Origin of the sequence: Providencia sp. PROV073 (genome assembly GCF_033688125.1) — a bacterium.
In the GTDB taxonomy this organism is placed as follows: Bacteria; Pseudomonadota; Gammaproteobacteria; order Enterobacterales; family Enterobacteriaceae; genus Providencia; species Providencia hangzhouensis.
The window spans coordinates 2465515-2482956 of record NZ_CP096353.1; the positions used below are offsets into that span (position 1 = coordinate 2465515).

A 17442-nucleotide genomic window follows, 5' to 3' on the forward strand; every position below is an offset into this window, starting at 1 on the left:
ATCATTAATTAAATTAATGATTATTGATCTGTAAAGATATGTCACTCCAAACAATTAAAAATATTGAATTCCGAATTATTATGCTTGAACATCAATTTCACTCATTATGAGTGTATAGATATTCTTTTATATCAACAATCAACTTTAGTCATTATTATAATTTTAAAATATGTTTTTAAGCGAGGTAAATATCGATTTTAATCTAAATTAAAAAATAAATGGAGTGATGGAAATAAATATGAAAGAAGAAATAGTGATAAAATCGCAATATAATCCTTTATTCATTCAACTTCTTATTGAAGTAAAAAATAGAATATCAAATCATTTAGTCGAACCTATGTTAAAAAAAATTATCATTATTTTTGATATAGAATAAGAAAACATGATTAACTGAACAAACTATAGCCTGTGTTATGTCAATTTTCTCATTTTCTAACCATATGAAAATAAGAGTGTTTTCTTAAAACGAACACTCTATGAAAATGTGATCTATACGGCAAATTTTAACATTAAGAATATTCCTAAATCACTCACTATGAGTGTTAAAGTGTGATCTAAACCAAAAAGCCATCGATAAAAGACGCTTTATCTGCCTATTATTTTTCTATTCACGGACAGTTTAGCGCCGTTTTAGTAAATCAATCGCTCTAATAAGCCTAATTTATTTAGCAATTACATAACATAAGGTAGCTGTTTCTATTTTAGTACCATAAATTATCGATTATGAGACATTAATAGATAAAAATATTTTATATCAATAATTTGCCATAAAAATATGATGACACCCTTACAAAATCCATATAAGGCCATCAAAATATGGGAACTCCCCGCATAATGTGTCTACGAAGAATTTCACGTGTACATCAACATAGTTATCTAGTTGATCAACTGATAAAAGCACATATATTGCAGGTAGTAATATCGGCTAATTTCAAGAAATGATTAATCTAAAATAGAAATATTGTTAGATTGGAGCCACAGCAAAAATCTTGCAAAAGATTTTTGCTGTGGTAATCAAGAAGTGAATGATTGATTAGTGTTTTTTCTGACGGTATAGAGCCCATTCTTCAACTTTTTCACCTGATGGTAAAATACAGTAACCTACCTGCCCTTGTGCTGTATCTACAATTTCCAGAGTCCCTCCAATTTGTTCGCAATATACTGATGCTGGATTTGCCATGCCTACAGCCTTAGGCTCTATTTCGGTTTTATTGGAAACACATCCAGAAATGAGCACTAAACTAGCTAATACAAGTACTTTCTTCATAAGAAATATTTTTTAGGTCAGTTTGGAATGTTTGTTTATTATAACGGAATGAAACTAATATAAACTGTTTTTTATTCATAAATAAAACAACATCGCATTTAATGTTCAAAACTTCATCAACAACAGTCAATAAATTACTTTAGTCTATCAGCATTATTACTTAAAATTTCAACTGTCAGCCTGCCATGTTTACCTCTAAGAGTAATTATTGGCATCTTACTTATATCTATCAATATCTGGATTATATCAAATAATACTAGCTAACATTTTATGACTATATATCTATTTGTAAGCCATAAAGCCTATTTTACTTCCGTCTTTTATTGTCAAATAGGACAATTAAAACACCACAAAATGCGACTAACAAACTACCAATAATATAATTCTGTCTATCAAATGCCAGGCCCATATCTTTCACACTTTCCCCATAAACAATAGGAATGCTTACATCCATATTGTAAGAAATAATCGCAGTAACGAGGCCAATAATTGTGAGTACCACACCGAATGTTTTCATTTCCATCCCCCTACATTTGTATTTACTAAAAATAGATTAGCGAAGTATCTTGAGAAAGGCAAAATGAGAGGTCACAAATTACAATGTTTTCTTAAATAAAAAATGTTGTAATTTAAGCCATAGCGGGAAAATACTGGTTAATGATCAATTATAAAGATAATTTTTTATGCACTTAAAGTTTTAAGTCAGAAAAACTCGTAATTAGATGTAATATGAAGTATTAATTATAAGTATTCTTATTATTAATAGGATAAATAATCACACCCAGTTTTAACATGATGATTATTACTGTCTACTTTTATTCAAAGCACTATAATACATCGATTAAAATGTATAAAACATCATCAATGCCGCTTGGCTAAATTTTTCAAAAAAAGAAATCATCGCAGGCAAAATAGCAATATTTAGAATGGCAACTAAGCCTACTGTTAGTAACGAAATTTCCATAATAATTTATTGTATATTGAGGATTTATTACTATCCCTTACCCATAGGCCTATTCATTATGTGTTCTTCCCAGTCCACCACATCAATTTCTCTGACAGCAATATGGCGAACGGACACACCTTCATTATGCATAGCCGCTTTGGACCCTGTTTTTAATGGATGCCAAGCTGGGAGACTTTTCCCTTCTAATAACAAACGGTAAGCACAAGTACTTGGCAACCATCCAAACGTTTCTAAGTTATAGCGATTAAGCTTTATGCAATCCGCTTCATAACTGAAGCGGTCTTCATAATGCTTACACTGGCAAGTTTTTAGATTTAGCTGATTACAAGCGACATTAGTGAAATAGATTTCATCAGTATCTTCATCCATTAACTTGTGCAAACAGCACTGCCCACAACCATCACAAAGAGATTCCCACTCTTCATCTGTCATTTCATCTAAAGTTTTAACTTGCCAGAACTGCGACATAATACTTATTAATCCTATACTTAAATAACCCGAGTAGTCAGCGAGTGATCATTAATTGATAATTTTAGCATATCACCAGAAGCTAATGGGCCAACACCTTCAGGTGTTCCCGTTAAAATAACGTCCCCTGCACGCAATGTGAAAAAACGGGACATATAGCTAATCAGTGGTAAAATTGGGGTGATCATATCACGCGTCGAGCCCTCTTGGCGAACTTCACCATTAATTTCTAAAGAAAGCTGAACATTTTGTAAATCATTCGGGCTACTGACAGGAATAAAACCCGAAATTGGGCATGACCCGTCAAATGATTTGCTTTTTTCCCATGGCTGACCAGCTTTCTTAAATTTAGCTTGTAAATCACGTAAGGTTAAATCCAATGCAACTGCATAACCTGCGATAGAGCGTGATACACGGTCTTCATCCGCATTTTTTAATGGCATACCAATTAAAATTGCCATCTCAATTTCATGATGAACAGAACCAAAGTCTTTTGGAATAACAATTGATTGAGTAATGTCACACAAAGCAGTTTCTGGTTTAATAAAAATAACGGGCTCTTCCGGTGTAGCAGACCCCATTTCTTTTATATGCTTTGCATAATTACTACCAACACAAACAACTTTATTTGCAGGAAAATCAAGTAACGCACCTTGCCAGTCACGATGTTGATACATAATAGTACTCCTATTATCGTTATTTTATTTTATTAGCGATACCATCTGCCATCATGCATACGCTCAATGCAAAATAATATGAGCGGTTCCAATGCATAATGGTACGGAAATTTTCAGTCACTAAAAATGCCCTGCCTTCAGGGTCATCAGGGATAACCACCCACGTTTTTACGTCTGAAGGTAACTGAGCAAATGCAGGTAATGCCACGCCTAGTTCCTGCCATTCACTGACAGATTTCCCTTGTTCCGCTTTTACGCCTTCCAACGTTTTATTAAAATCTGCAGGTAAATTAACTTGGTAACCCCATGGCAATTGTGCTTGCCAACCTTCTGTTGACAAATAATTAGCGATGGATGCAAATACATCAGATTTATTATTCCAGATGTCCATTTTTCCATCACCATCACCGTCCGCTGCGTAGGACAAATAGGAGGTTGGCATAAATTGACTTTGGCCCATAGCACCAGCCCATGAACCTTTAAGTTGTTGATCTTCTGGAATATAGCCTTTATCCATTATCTCAAGCGCAGCTAAAAGTTGTTTGCTAAAAAGCGCTTCTCTTCGCCCCTCAAAAGATAATGTCGCAAGTGCTGAAACCACATCCTCTTTACCCTGTGAACGTCCAAAACCACTTTCTAGTCCCCATAACGAAACAATGAACTGAGGTGGAACGCCATATTTATCACTGATAGCATCTAGAATGGATTTGTTTTCTAAATATTTGTCATAGCCCGCATTGATACGTGATTGTGGGAGTACATTTTTTAAATAGCTTGCTAATGTAACCGTCGCCCTTTTCTCTGGTTGGCCTTTATCTGCTTTCACAACACGCTCAATAAAATGAACATTAGCAAAAGCACGTTCAATGGTGTCTGGCTTAATCCCCTGAGTAATAGCATGTTCTTTCAGTAATTCCACATAAGCAGGAAATTGTGACGGTTCACGTTGTTCAATAGGGAATGCTTTGTCTAAAGCAACGACTTCTTGGGCTATAGCCGCATTTTGTTCTACTGTAATCGGTTGAGTAACAACTGATTCGTTCTGCGTTGCAGAACAACTTGTTAAAAACAAACCAGCGACTAATGTATATAATAACGTTGGTTTCATTCGTCTCCTCCAGAGTGTTATTGCTTTTCAGGATTTTCTTAATTTGCTCTAGTTATTCAGTTCTTTGTGTTATGAAAGCAAATTTTCCACCGGAGGTGGGAATTGTAGGTAATAACCAACCTCTATGAGATCAGATTTAACCTTTGCCAAGTCAGCATTGGCAAGCTTTTCACGCTTATCTAATGAGACGAGCATAGCAAATTGAGGTGTTCCAAATTGGGCTAATAATTCATCAGGAACACGTGAAAAATCATCTTTCTTCTCAATATAAAGATAAGTTTGGTCACGCTTAGGGCTTCTATAAATTGCACAAATCATTATATTTAACTCTTTTTCTTAGTTCATTAGCTTGCTTGAAGTATGCAGTAACTATAACATGCTATTGTTTTACAGAATATCTTCACCCGAGGATTGTTTCGGAAATTTTAATTTGCTGAGTCTGGATAGATGCCACAATCGCCAATAGAACTTAAAGGCAGCAGTTTTACTCTTTCAGTTATTCACTTATACAGTGAAGAGCCTAAACTCATCAAAAAATCGCTGCAAGATAAAGTAAATCAGGCTCCTGATTTCTTTAAAAATGCTCCTGTCGTGATTAACATCGCTGAATTATCCCCAAATGCAGATTTACAGAGTATTCATAAATCTGTTATTTCTGCGGGATTACGTATTGTTGGTATCAGTGGGTGCACTGACCCACAAATGCGACAAAAAGCAAACGATGCGGGTTTACCAATATTAAGCGAAGGTAAAAGCCAAAAACCTGTTGAAATTCAGCCTGAACCCCCGGCTGCTGTAGTTCAAGCTGAACCTTTATATCGTAAAACTCGTATTATCAATACCCCTGTTCGTTCTGGACAACGTATTTATGCACCAAATAGTGATCTGATCGTCACAAGCAATGTTAGTGCAGGTGCAGAACTATTAGCAGATGGTAATATCCATATTTATGGCGTGATGCGAGGCCGTGCATTAGCTGGAGCCTCCGGCGATATTGAAAGTCAGATTTATTGTACTCATTTGCAAGCTGAGCTGGTTTCAATTGCAGGTGAATATTGGCTGAGCGATCAAATCCCTGCTGAATTTCTCGCCAAAGCAGCTAAACTTTGTTTAGTTGATAACAAACTTAACATCGAATATTTAAATTAGACCTTATTTACAAGGAATTATTCATGGCACGCATAATTGTAGTGACTTCAGGTAAAGGTGGCGTTGGTAAAACCACTTCAAGCGCGGCCATAGCTACTGGCCTGGCACAAAAAGGGAACAAAACTGTAGTGATCGATTTTGATATCGGCCTACGTAACCTTGACCTTATCATGGGGTGTGAACGTCGAGTAGTCTATGACTTCGTAAACGTTATCCAAGGTGATGCAACCCTTAATCAGGCTTTAATCAAAGATAAGCGCACCGAGAATTTATTTATTTTACCTGCTTCGCAAACACGCGATAAAGACGCATTAACTCGTGAAGGCGTTGGCAAAATTCTTGACGAATTAAGTGACGATCTTGGTTTTGATTTTATTGTTTGTGATTCCCCCGCAGGTATTGAAAGTGGCGCCTTAATGGCACTATATTTTGCTGACGAAGCTATTATTACTACCAACCCAGAAGTTTCTTCTGTTCGCGACTCAGACCGTATTTTGGGTATTTTAGCGTCAAAATCACGCCGCGCAGAAAAAGGCGAAGCACCAATTAAAGAACACCTATTGCTAACACGCTATAACCCAGGCCGTGTAACGCGTGGTGATATGCTAAGCATGGAAGATGTTCTGGAAATTCTGCGTATTCCTTTGATCGGTGTTATTCCTGAAGACCAATCTGTACTGCGCTCTTCCAACCAAGGCGAACCCGTTATTCTGGATACAGAGTCTGATGCAGGCCAAGCCTATGATGATTGTGTTGCACGTATTTTAGGTGAAGATCGCCCTATCCGTTTCATTGAAGAAGAGAAAAAAGGTTTCTTAAAACGCCTATTTGGGGGGTAAATAATGGCTTTATTGGATTTCTTTCTGTCGAGAAAAAAAACGACAGCGAATATCGCAAAAGAGCGATTACAGATCATCGTTGCAGAACGCCGCCGTGGTGATAGCGAGCCCCCATATCTTGCAGATATGAAAAGAGATATTTTGCAGGTTATCTGTAAGTATGTCCAAGTTGACCCTGAGATGTTATCAGTGCAATTTGAGCAAAAAGGGGATGATATTTCTGTTCTTGAACTAAACGTTACGTTGCCAGAAGGTGACGACATAAAAACGACAACAGAAAAATAATTCGTGAAAGAAAGCCGCTGTCTAACTTTTGTTTCATGCAATAGCTTGCGGCTTACTTTTTATGATTTAGCCCAATTAATCAAATGGTTACATGATGATTTCGCTAAAGGAAAAACCTATTCCTTTTATAATTCAAATTTAATTTCCATTGTTATCAGTTTTTTTAAACCTTCTGGCGGTGCTCCTACTGAGCGGCTTTTCTGTACAGCTGATAACGCAGCTTGGTCGAGCGTATTATGTGTTGAGGAATTAACTATACGCACCATCGTAATTTCCCCTAATGAGGAAAGTTGAAAACTTACTTTTACAACTCCTTGGATATTGGTATTTCTCGCTTTTCTTGGGTAACGTTTATGTCGTTCAATTTCACTACGTAATTTATCAATATAGCTTTGATAAGTTGAATCTATTGCATTTCCTACCGAGGTCGTCCTTTGTGCTCCCTTCTGGCCTGCCGCATTAGATTGATTATCGTTTTTCCCCACATGCTGCTCTTGTTTTACATCATCATTTTTTTCACTTTTTTGTTGCGGCTCTTTCTGCTGAGTAACCTTTTTATTAGTTTGTTTTTCCTCTTTCTGTTTGATGACTTTTTTCTGATCATCAGAAATTTTATTTTCATCGCTATGTGAACTTTTTTTATTAGCAACTTTAATTACTGCATTTTCATTTTGTTGTGATTCAGCAAGTAAGCCCCCTGATAGCTTATTATTTAATATTGTATCGTTTACTTGCTTTTCAATTACATTTTGCATCAATGAAACAGAAACAATAGCTGCTTGTATTGGTGTATAAATTTGTGCAGAACGTGTTTTTTCTATACTTAAACAATAAAAAACGATGCCAAAATGGAATAATAAAGAAACCATAACAGCAAAATTAAAACGTAGAGTAAGCATTTTAATATCCCTAACAACCCTTCGCCAATACCAAAATACAGCGGCATCAGCGAAGGGGATCCCTTTTAGAAGCGACTTGTTACATTGAAACGCACAGTCCTACCCGGTGCAGGCATCATACTGCGGGTTAATGGGTCTATATAATATTCATCAAATAAGTTTGTGGCTAATAATTCAAATGATAGGTCTTTATTAAACTGATAATTAACATAAGCATCAGCGGTAAAAACGGCATTCCAACTCATCGGGTCATTGTTTAATGGCGCATACTGGTTCGGGTATTTATCCATCATTTCCGCTTCATCTTCATTTTTTGCTTTGCTGTGATAACGCATGCGGCTACCCACTTCTAAACGTTCATCTAAGAAGCGCAAACCTAGGTTGGCATGAATGCTGTACTTAGGTTGCAATTGAGTACGCAAATAGCCGCCAGGGAACCCTGCTGTTGTACACTCTGAGCCACCAAATTGGTTATAGGGATCCATTACCATCAATGAAACTTCATCACAAACCTCATTTTTTAAGCGGTAATCCACACCTAAGTCACCGAATACCCAGCCATTATCATAACGCGCCAACAGTTCCAAACCGGCCGTGTTATGTTTATCAACCTGCGTAAAGACTAACCTGTAGTTCCTATCAAATGCGTTTGTAACAACCGTGTTATAGTAGTTTATGCGTAAATCAGCATGGTTTTCTGCCGCGACGAGACCTTGGAAATTACGCACATATCCCAGTTCTATCGTATGGCTGCGTTCTGGCAAATAAACCGGTGGCGTGTAATTCGGCTCTCTTCCCCCCGAAAAACCAATAGTGTCTTCAAAGATACTTGGCATCCTAACGGTTTCTAAATAACGCCCAAATATTCGATCGTTCTCTGTTAAATAAATTGTTGCCCCTAATGCCGGAGCCCAAGCTGATTCTTCATTTCTTTTTGGCGCTTTAAATTTTTGTTTATTGGAATACTTCACTTCATCATACCCGTTATTAGTAATATCTGCTTTTCGGTATTTTTTTGCTTTTAAGCCTGTTACGGGGTCAATTATTTCTTCTTTTAAATCAATCTCGCCATTATAGAATGGATTATTTTTTCGTATAAACCGGTTATTTTCATCCACCTTCCATTTTACTATATTGTTTCTTTCTGTAATTCTAAACTCAAATTTTTTTTTATTTACATCCATTCGATAGTGAGCATACATTAATGAATCTGCTTTCATATTTAGTGCTTTTCCGATAAAGATTCGCCTTTCATAAGATCTTTCTGCTGTATCTTTAAATGTCTTCCCTTTATCATCAACATACTCTTGTATGACTTGGTACTCTTTCTCACTTAACACACGAGAGAGTCGAAAATTTCTCGCCGTTATATGGCTATAAGGTGCATAATTTATATCTTTAGCCGCAATACGTCTCTCTTTTAATAAATCCCTTGACCAGTAGCTAATATATTGAGCCCCCGCATTCAGACTTAACCAATCAGTAGGCTGCCAATCAAAGCGAATAGTCCCATTATATTCTCGACGCTTACCTTCCCTTGGGATAGCTCGGAACATGTTACCCTTTGGGCTAGAGTCCGAATTAAAGATATCTTCACGGCTACCAATAGTTTCATCAATTAAGCTTCCCATTAAAGTCACTTTAAATTCAGGTGTAATTTGAAATTTATTGGATAATGAAACACCATAGCGATCGTTTAGTTGGTTTAATTTAATCCCATCAACTAAGGTGCCATTGATAGCAGGATTTTTAGCTACATTTTTATCTCGACCAAATTCATAATTCCAATCCCTTTCCACTGGTTCCCTAGGTTGGCCACCTGCGGTATTTGAGTTTAAATTAGTTTTTGTCAACCAATAGCCTAATCGAAAGTCAATCCAACCAATGGATTCGGGTTTGAACGAATAATTGGCGTAAAAAGTATTTAACGCCAAGTTAGCTAAAGGCCATTGTGGAATTTTTCCCTCTAAATCATGATAACGAATTTGCGATGGCATGATTTCGCCATAATGACTTGATGTATGCATATAACCAAGGGATAAGTCCTGTGAATTAGGTAGCATTAAATTTAATTTAGCTAACCATGTCGACATTTCATTTGATGTATTCGCCACCTCTTTATTTGGCCCATAAATCCTAGCTACGAAGGGCATATATGGGTCTATCGCTTTATTTGAGTTATTAGGGTCATAAGTAATGATGTCGTCATAAAATTTACCCGCCCCTCGGCGCCCAGCAAAATAATTACCTTGGTTGCGATAGCTGTATGCTAGCATCAAATCAAACTTTTCTTGCCGTGTCCCAACGGCAATACGCGCTGCGTTATCTTGCAGATTAAAGAAATTAGCGTTACCTTTACTGCGAGGATCAACAAGCATTTCGTGATCTTTAAAATAAATCCCACGAAACTTCTGCATGTCTAACGTATTCAATAGCCGCTTATCATCACGGTAATCTATACCGTGGCTTAATTGATTAACCCTCGGTTTTGTCGAGTTACTCGATGTTTCTAATTTAATATCAAAACCAAACTTGTCGTATTTATCCACAACGTCATCAATGCCTAGCGTTGTTATAGCAACTCCTCCCCCCGTCGATGTACGCACATTGCGGTCTAGCGTTGCACTTTTCATTACCTTAATGCTACTAATCATATTCGGGTCGATATAATTACGATTATTCGCCCCATTATAACCACGCCAAACAGTGATAGCTTGCTCTGTACCGTCTACAGTCACCGGGACACGCCCTTGCCCCTGTATACCCCGAACATTGGGGTCTATTGCCCCGCTATTACGGGCATCTCCACTATATACCCCTACCGCATGGTTAATAGTGTCTGCGGGGTTAGTACCTTTATAACGATCAATTTCTTCTTTACTAATGTAAATATTTGATTCATCTTTATCATATTGGTCATCCGCCCCTTTTCTATCACGCTCTTTGATTGTGGCCGCTTTATCATTTACCACAATAGAACCGATGTTTTCACTTTGTTGTGCATAGACTAAGTTTGTAATATTGCCAATAGATAACCCTGTTGCGATATTAATGGCTATCACTGTTTTGATTTTCATTATCTGTTCCGGTGAAAATTAAAATTTCTTGGTGAAATTGACACCGACTTCACTTTGCTTAAAAGAATAAATAATATCTGCAGTACTTTTATTCACTTGGCTATTAAAATAAATAGAAGGCGTAAAAGTTAATATTTTATTTTTATCAAATGTTAATTGGGTATTTAAATACCCATTATGATCTTTTCTTTTTACATTCAAAAATGCATCAAACTGTTCAAAATTTGTTTGCTTATAACCTATCGCAACAAGTAGATCACACAGTTCGGTTACTTTTAGAAAACCCGCCCTAACCCCATACTGTACATAGCTATCACTATCGTATTGCTTTTTTCTATTGGCTCCATAAAAACTGCCAAAAACCATTAATCGAGGGTTCATTAAATAGGTAGCAGTAACTGAATAAACCCATTTATCGCCGTTATTAAAACTATACTTATAAGGGTAAGTTTTATTTTTATATTCAATATTACCTAACAAGGTTACTCGATGATTTAACATGTATTCTGTCGCTATTTTTCCTCCTAGGCTTAAATTATAGTATTGGTTATCGTGCCATTTAGCCTCAAGGGTGGGCTGTATATGGAACGTTGTATTCGCGTTATCAAATTGATACCCCCCAGTAACATATATATTCGTTTTTCTAGCCGTGACTGTTTTCATTGGCTCCACCCCAACCACACCTAATGAGAGTACCGTTGAGTGGTTTCCTACTAGAGGAAAACGCTTTGATAGTTTAGTATAATAATGCCACTTTCCACCAGCGATAGACTGGTTACTACTATTCATACATTTACTACGAAAACAGTACATCTCACGGCTATTTGATGCTTCATTTAAATTAAAATCATAACTTGAGCCTAACTTAATCGTACCTTGCCAACGATTTTTATTTTCTAAATCTATTATTTGACTTTTAATAAATTTAGTTAACCCATTTGATATTCTTTCTTTATATTTAACTTTGATATTTTGATATATTGATAATGCTGATTCATAGTGCTTAACATAAGTCAGTGCTTGTGCAAGTTTTAACTCAACCAATAACATATTAGGCTTGTGAATTAAAATCTCATTATATAGGCTAATTGCTAAATCATACTGTTTATTTAAAACTGCCCTTTCTGAATGAATATATTTAACCAATTCTTTATCGTGGTCTTTATGGTCAACGTAATTACCAATAATTTCATTTATTTTGTCAAAATCTTGTCTCTGAATGAGATCATAAAGAATAAAACCAAGTTCGTCGATATTTTTTTCACTATATTTAACATTATTTATTTCTGATTGATGTTTTTTGTTACTATAATCTTTTAAATTACCGATAACTCCTCCTTTTAGCTCTTGAGCTGACAATACCGAAGGGAGAGAAAAAAGTAATAATAAACTCAAATATATTAAATGTGTTTTTTTATTAAAAAATAACATGATTAGGCTACCATTTTAATGACAAAAATAAAAAAGTAGACAAAATCACTTTTGCCTACTTTTTTTAGCTAATTATATGTTCAGTAATTATTCGTCTTTCTGGCCACCAAATGCCGTGTCTAACTCACGGTTATTCTCATAAGAGAGAATACCTGCCACTTGTTCTGCATTATCACCAAAGAGTTGCCCCATACTATCACCTTGGTGTATTCCATTGGCAATGGCAGTACCACTAAATTTACCGTCTTCTTCAATAGCCCCTTCCATGGAGTGGCTATTTACTCCTTCTAATGCACCTGTATATGATTTATCCGCGAAGTCAGCATTAAACCAACCTGCCTGTTTTTCTTCACCTGCAAACTGGTTAATACCCGCTATAGTATAAGTTGCTTGGCCACTGGTTGGCACTTCTGTCGTTGCATTCTCACCAGAGAAATAAACCGTGTGCATTGCATCATCAGTTTCCCCAGTTTGTGACCAATCACCGAAATATACCTCGGCATCTGCAACCTGGCTAAATTGGAACTTACCCATTCCACCGTGCGGGCTACCGCCACTTTCCAAAACATACACGTTGTTTGGTTTTTGCGTGACTAAGTTTTTTAAGCCTGAAAACGATATCATCATTCCCCCCATTTTATGTCGAGAACCGATACCCGGTGCACCAATACTACCACCGTGTGGCCCCATGGTTGATTGGGTTTTACCAACAATAATGTTTGTTAGGCCATCACTATAATCTAAACTCTGTTTTGATTCCGTTTCTGCCATAACACCAACAGAAAATATAGACAAAGATACTGCGACTGTAATTAGTGATAATTTTTTCATTTATTCACCCTCTTAAATAGAAGTTTGAATTAGGTTGGTTTATTAACGAAACACATTAAATAAAAGATTATTCTTTCCTTTAATGTTCGAGATTCAGTATATGAAAATGATTTTTATTTACAAATGTAAGGGATATAATTCAATCTTTTATTATTAAACCATAAAAATAAAATAACCTTTTATTTTTTAACTGGTTAATTAAAGACCCTATAATGGATAGTTTTATTTATTGCGTTTTACATTAAGTATTAATTGAATTTTTAAGAGTAATTACAAATTTTGAGTGAAAATAAGATAAATACACCCACAAGTAAATGTGACGTATATTTTTATAAGTTTATTGAATGAATAATAAATAAAAATGAAGATAAGATTGAAGATTATAAATAAGCTAAGCTATTTAAATAAGGTACAAGAAGCTTTCTTCTTGTACCTTAATATATTACTCGTTTGCTAATAACTTTGTAATGGGCTCGGCGAGTAATCGCCCTCTCCACCCCGACAACAGCTCAGGAGGTGTAACCGAAGATTTTAACCCCCAATGAATCGACAATAATTGGTTAATTTGCCGCCTAGAAGCCAATAGTTCTGCATTAAATTTTTCATTTTCAGCAATATCTTTGACCACCGCTTTAATTTCTTTAAATAAGCTTTTGTATTGGCTCTGTTCCGTAATATTCGCTACAGGTGTTGGGTATTCACTTTCTTCAAGTTGCTTTGCTTGCTCGACAATGGCTAACAAGCGCTTGCCATGGCAACGAATTTCCTGCCCAGTTAAGCCAAGTGCATCAAGTTCACCCAGAGAGCTCGGTAAATAACGAGCCACTTTCCATAGATGCTCTTCTTTTACTACAAAGTTAACTGCCATATCGCGGGCTTTAGCTTGGTTTAAACGCCATTCGGCTAATAATTGCAAACAAGCGAGCTGTTCATCACGTAGCTGCCATGCATTATGGATATTCATGTAGGCTTTTTCTGGCTTTAAGGCTTTTTGCCGACGAGCCACAACACGTTGACACTCATCTTTGGCATCTTCCAAGTAGCCCGCTTCAGTCACTTTTTCCATTAGAATTTCAGCTAATGGCAGCAAATACAGCACATCTGCGGCTGCATAATCGCATTGTTTTTCGCTCAGAGGACGCGCAAGCCAGTCTGTCCGTGATTCACTTTTGTCTAGTTCAATACCTAAATGTTCAGCAACCAATGATGCAAAACCACAAGAAATTGGATAACCTAAAAATGCCGCCACAACTTGCGTGTCGATCATCGGCTCAGGGACACAATCAAAATCATGCATAAACACTTCTAAGTCTTCACTACCTGCATGTAAAAATTTAAGTTGCTCAGGATTCGTTAAAAGTGCTTTGAACGGGCTAAAATCCGTCATTAATAATGGGTCAATTAACGAAACTTGCTTTCCATCATATAGCTGTAGCAAACCTAGCTGTGGGTAATATGTTCGGGTACGAACAAACTCGGTATCCAAAGCGAGCCATGGTGCATTACCCGCCTCTTGGCATACTTGGGCTAATTCGCTATCTGTAGTTACTAAACGATAATTCAAAACAAGTTTCTCTTTGTTATTTTCATCACAATGACGCCGGCTAAAACCGGCGTCATCTATTCATAGTTCAAGACTAAACCACAATCATACTTGTGATTTTTCTCTTTGCAATTTTTCTTCATCACGTAGGTCTTTACGTAAAATTTTACCCACGTTAGATTTTGGTAATTCATCACGAAATTCAAATATCTTAGGGACTTTATACGCGGTTAATGAACGGCGGCAAAAGGTTTTTAGCTCATCACCCGTTAAATTCGCATTTTTCGTTACAACGAAAACTTTAACCGCTTCGCCTGTACTTTCACTAGGTACACCAATTGCAGCGCATTCTATCACGTCCGGATGTGCAGAAATGACATCTTCAATTTCATTTGGATAGACGTTAAAACCTGAAACGATGATCATATCTTTTTTACGATCAACAATACGAATATACCCTTCGCTATCAATTTCAGCGATATCCCCTGTCGCTAACCAACCATCCACTATCGTATCAGCAGTGGAATCAGGGCGGTTCCAATACCCTTTCATGACTTGCGGGCCTTTTACCCACATTTCACCAGGCTCACCAATAGCGACTTCGTTGCCGTTATCATCAAGAAATTTAACATCTGTTGATGGAACAGGTAAACCAATACTTCCGCTATAACTGGTTAAATTATAAGGGTTACCTGTAACTAGTGGCGCACATTCCGTTAACCCATACCCTTCGAGTAAATGTTTCCCTGTCAGCTTCTGCCATTTTTCTGCAACGGCTTTTTGAACGGGCATTCCGCCTCCAACTGAAAGGCGTAAACGTGAAAAATCCAACTTTTTGAACTCTTCATTATGCAGCCACGCATTAAATAACGTGTTAACACCAGTAATTGACGTAACGGGATAACGTCCTAGTTGTTTTACGGTGTCAGGTACATCTCTAGGGTTGGTAATCAATAAGTTAACGCCCCCTACAGTGATAAACAGTAAGCAGTTTACTGTCAATGCAAAAACATGGTACAGCGGTAAAGCGGTGACAACAAATTCAGCACCAAATTTCAGTACAGGCCCGTAAGCTGCCCTTGCCTGCTCAATATTTGCTAACATATTGCGATGAGTTAACATCGCCCCTTTAGCAACACCGGTGGTTCCACCTGTATATTGCAAAAAGGCCAAGTCATCACCAGTAATGTTAGGTTTAATATATTGCATACGATAGCCATAATGCATGGCACGGCGAAAGGAGATGGCGTCTGGTAAGTTATATTTAGGGACTAAACGTTTTACATATTTGACAACAAAATCAACAATCGTGGCTTTAGGACGTGAAAGCTGGTCACCCATACGAGTTAAAATGACGTGTTTCACTTTGGTATTGAAAACAATTTTTTCCAGTGTATGTGCAAAATTCGACACAATTACAATTGCGGTTGCACCGCTATCATTCAATTGGTGCTCTAGTTCTCTCGGGGTATAAAGTGGGTTGACGTTGACTACCACCATACCTGCTCGCAATATCCCAAACAGGGCAATCGGATACTGTAATAGGTTTGGCATCATTAATGCGACACGATCCCCTTTTTTAAGACCAAGTCCATTTTGTAAGTAGGCGGCAAAAGCGCGACTTCTCTCTTCAAGTTTCCGATAAGTCATCACTGCTCCCATATTAATGAATGCAGGTTGGTCGGCAAATTGAGAGACCGCATCTTCAAGTAACTCTGCTAGAGAAGCGAAGCTATCAGGATTGATTTCTTCCGGCACATCAGCAGGGTAATTTTTTAGCCAGATTTTTTCCAAAATGTTACTCCTGAATTTAGTGAAGTTATTATACTCAACATCTCTTTTAACAAATTATTAACTCAGCGTACCAGTTTGAAAAACAGACAATGTCAAGGTTGAGAGGTCTATCACTAAATAAATTTTGTTCCTTCAAGAAAAAACTAGGCGGACTAAGCCGCCTAGTTTGTCTTAAATTCGTTAAACAGATGTAAATCTGTACAAGATTGCCTGATTATACATGATTTTACGCTATTTTTGGAAAGGTTATCTCGCACTTAAGAAGGGATTTAATCTATTACATTAACCGAAGTCACTTTTGCTGGGATTAAATTTTAGCTAATACTTTTATTAAACACTCTTATTTATCAGCTCTTATTTAGATAATCTTTTTACGGAAAACAAAAAGACCCCGCAATAATCGGGGCCTTTAAATAAAGAAAAATAATCGTTATTCTGTTAGATAAGTTTGTACGGGTACTGGGCCTCCTGGATAACCGTACCCATAACCATAACCCCATGGGTGGTTATAAAAATACGGGTCGCCATAATAACCATAACCCCAAGGGCCAGACGGCGGGATCATAACACTTTGTGCGACATTCCAGCGTTGGAAACCTGTTACATCTAACGTGACATACTTATAAGGAACTTGCCCTACTTTCCCTTGCTGTTCCCCCGTGATTTTCCCCACCACAGTGATATAACGGTTAGTAAAATCACTTGGCTCACGAAAACCATTTAAGTACGCATAAATGCGGCCAATTGAAGGGGAATTAAGCTCTGGTGCTGCATCATATTTATTCAATGCCATCACCGCAATTTCTAAACGTGTTCTTGCTGCTTCGTTTTCAACTGCAAGGACTTTCCCACCAAAACGCGCCTCTTGGCCAATATACATTTCAGGAGCATTTTGTACCGATGTTAAGTTATCTGTTGGGTTTTGAACCGAGCCTTGAATTGAAGCAGGTATTGAAACACACCCTGTCAGCGCTAATACGCTTGCAATAAAAAGACCTTTAAGTGCATTACGGCAGTTTAATTCAATATTCATAGACCACCTCCGATTAGCGATATTATAAATTCAGGTAATACAATTTTAAATAGCATTTAGTAAACAAAACACGA

The 17442-nt window shown here is 37.0% G+C and carries 18 protein-coding genes; 4 read left to right on the top strand and 14 right to left on the bottom strand.

Going from position 1 to position 17442, the window contains the following annotated elements:
• The first annotated feature begins 238 nt into the window (after nucleotides 1–238).
• Nucleotides 239–376 carry a hypothetical protein gene (locus M1F17_RS11130; protein ID WP_153673455.1) on the top strand — a complete coding sequence of 46 codons (138 nt, stop codon included), beginning with the start codon at nucleotides 239–241 and terminating at the stop codon, nucleotides 374–376.
• 657 nt (nucleotides 377–1033) lie between these two features.
• On the opposite strand, the gene M1F17_RS11135 is transcribed toward M1F17_RS11130, so the two are convergent.
• From M1F17_RS11135 to M1F17_RS11165, 7 genes are all read right to left on the bottom strand, one after another.
• Nucleotides 1034–1267 (bottom strand): DUF333 domain-containing protein, encoded by a 234-nt coding sequence (locus tag M1F17_RS11135; protein WP_094963079.1) that lies wholly within the window; start codon nucleotides 1265–1267, stop codon nucleotides 1034–1036.
• A 307-nt stretch (nucleotides 1268–1574) separates the two neighbouring features.
• A complete protein-coding gene (locus M1F17_RS11140; RefSeq protein WP_094963080.1) occupies nucleotides 1575–1784 on the bottom strand; it encodes a hypothetical protein in 210 nt (69 codons plus the stop codon).
• A gap of 324 nt (nucleotides 1785–2108) precedes the next feature.
• Nucleotides 2109–2231, bottom strand: coding sequence for a hypothetical protein (locus M1F17_RS11145; protein WP_256372542.1), 123 nt, complete (start codon nucleotides 2229–2231; stop codon nucleotides 2109–2111).
• A gap of 30 nt (nucleotides 2232–2261) precedes the next feature.
• Nucleotides 2262–2702 carry a YcgN family cysteine cluster protein gene (locus M1F17_RS11150; protein WP_096863699.1) on the bottom strand — a complete coding sequence of 147 codons (441 nt, stop codon included), beginning with the start codon at nucleotides 2700–2702 and terminating at the stop codon, nucleotides 2262–2264.
• Between the two features lie 20 nt (nucleotides 2703–2722).
• Entirely contained in the window at nucleotides 2723–3379 is a 657-nt protein-coding gene (locus tag M1F17_RS11155) for a fumarylacetoacetate hydrolase family protein (protein WP_094963081.1), read from the bottom strand.
• Between the two features lie 19 nt (nucleotides 3380–3398).
• Nucleotides 3399–4487: a lytic transglycosylase domain-containing protein gene (locus M1F17_RS11160; RefSeq protein WP_094963082.1), complete on the bottom strand. Its 1089-nt coding sequence runs from the start codon at nucleotides 4485–4487 to the stop codon at nucleotides 3399–3401.
• A gap of 69 nt (nucleotides 4488–4556) precedes the next feature.
• The gene (locus M1F17_RS11165) at nucleotides 4557–4805 is read right to left on the bottom strand and encodes a YcgL domain-containing protein (RefSeq protein ID WP_318836983.1); all 249 of its coding nucleotides are present in this window, start codon (nucleotides 4803–4805) and stop codon (nucleotides 4557–4559) included.
• Between the two features lie 129 nt (nucleotides 4806–4934).
• Between M1F17_RS11165 and minC the strand changes: the two genes are divergently transcribed.
• The 3 genes from minC to minE are packed head-to-tail and all read left to right on the top strand — an operon-like array spanning nucleotide 4935 to nucleotide 6760.
• The gene (minC, locus tag M1F17_RS11170) at nucleotides 4935–5636 is read left to right on the top strand and encodes a septum site-determining protein MinC (protein WP_094963083.1); all 702 of its coding nucleotides are present in this window, start codon (nucleotides 4935–4937) and stop codon (nucleotides 5634–5636) included.
• A gap of 23 nt (nucleotides 5637–5659) precedes the next feature.
• On the top strand, nucleotides 5660–6475 hold the full coding sequence (gene minD, locus M1F17_RS11175) for a septum site-determining protein MinD (RefSeq protein WP_004254944.1): 816 nt from the start codon (nucleotides 5660–5662) through the stop codon (nucleotides 6473–6475).
• Between the two features lie 3 nt (nucleotides 6476–6478).
• On the top strand, nucleotides 6479–6760 hold the full coding sequence (minE, locus tag M1F17_RS11180) for a cell division topological specificity factor MinE (RefSeq protein WP_004254951.1): 282 nt from the start codon (nucleotides 6479–6481) through the stop codon (nucleotides 6758–6760).
• Between the two features lie 125 nt (nucleotides 6761–6885).
• Here minE and M1F17_RS11185 read toward each other — a convergent pair whose 3' ends face one another.
• The 7 genes from M1F17_RS11185 to M1F17_RS11215 all read right to left on the bottom strand — a co-directional run bounded on the left by M1F17_RS11185 (nucleotide 6886) and on the right by M1F17_RS11215 (nucleotide 17368).
• Nucleotides 6886–7659 carry a TonB family protein gene (locus M1F17_RS11185; protein ID WP_136134785.1) on the bottom strand — a complete coding sequence of 258 codons (774 nt, stop codon included), beginning with the start codon at nucleotides 7657–7659 and terminating at the stop codon, nucleotides 6886–6888.
• 65 nt (nucleotides 7660–7724) lie between these two features.
• On the bottom strand, nucleotides 7725–10736 hold the full coding sequence (locus tag M1F17_RS11190; protein WP_172767230.1) for a TonB-dependent receptor domain-containing protein: 3012 nt from the start codon (nucleotides 10734–10736) through the stop codon (nucleotides 7725–7727).
• An 18-nt stretch (nucleotides 10737–10754) separates the two neighbouring features.
• Nucleotides 10755–12167 carry a surface lipoprotein assembly modifier gene (locus tag M1F17_RS11195; RefSeq protein ID WP_318836984.1) on the bottom strand — a complete coding sequence of 471 codons (1413 nt, stop codon included), beginning with the start codon at nucleotides 12165–12167 and terminating at the stop codon, nucleotides 10755–10757.
• 87 nt (nucleotides 12168–12254) lie between these two features.
• Entirely contained in the window at nucleotides 12255–12998 is a 744-nt protein-coding gene (locus M1F17_RS11200; protein ID WP_094963087.1) for a Slam-dependent surface lipoprotein, read from the bottom strand.
• A 442-nt stretch (nucleotides 12999–13440) separates the two neighbouring features.
• Entirely contained in the window at nucleotides 13441–14562 is a 1122-nt protein-coding gene (gene rnd / locus M1F17_RS11205) for a ribonuclease D (protein ID WP_318836985.1), read from the bottom strand.
• 84 nt (nucleotides 14563–14646) lie between these two features.
• Entirely contained in the window at nucleotides 14647–16335 is a 1689-nt protein-coding gene (gene fadD / locus M1F17_RS11210; RefSeq protein ID WP_094963089.1) for a long-chain-fatty-acid--CoA ligase FadD, read from the bottom strand.
• A gap of 430 nt (nucleotides 16336–16765) precedes the next feature.
• Complete coding sequence (locus tag M1F17_RS11215) at nucleotides 16766–17368, bottom strand: Slp family lipoprotein (RefSeq protein ID WP_004254971.1); 603 nt, start codon at nucleotides 17366–17368, stop codon at nucleotides 16766–16768.
• Nucleotides 17369–17442 lie beyond the last annotated feature (74 nt).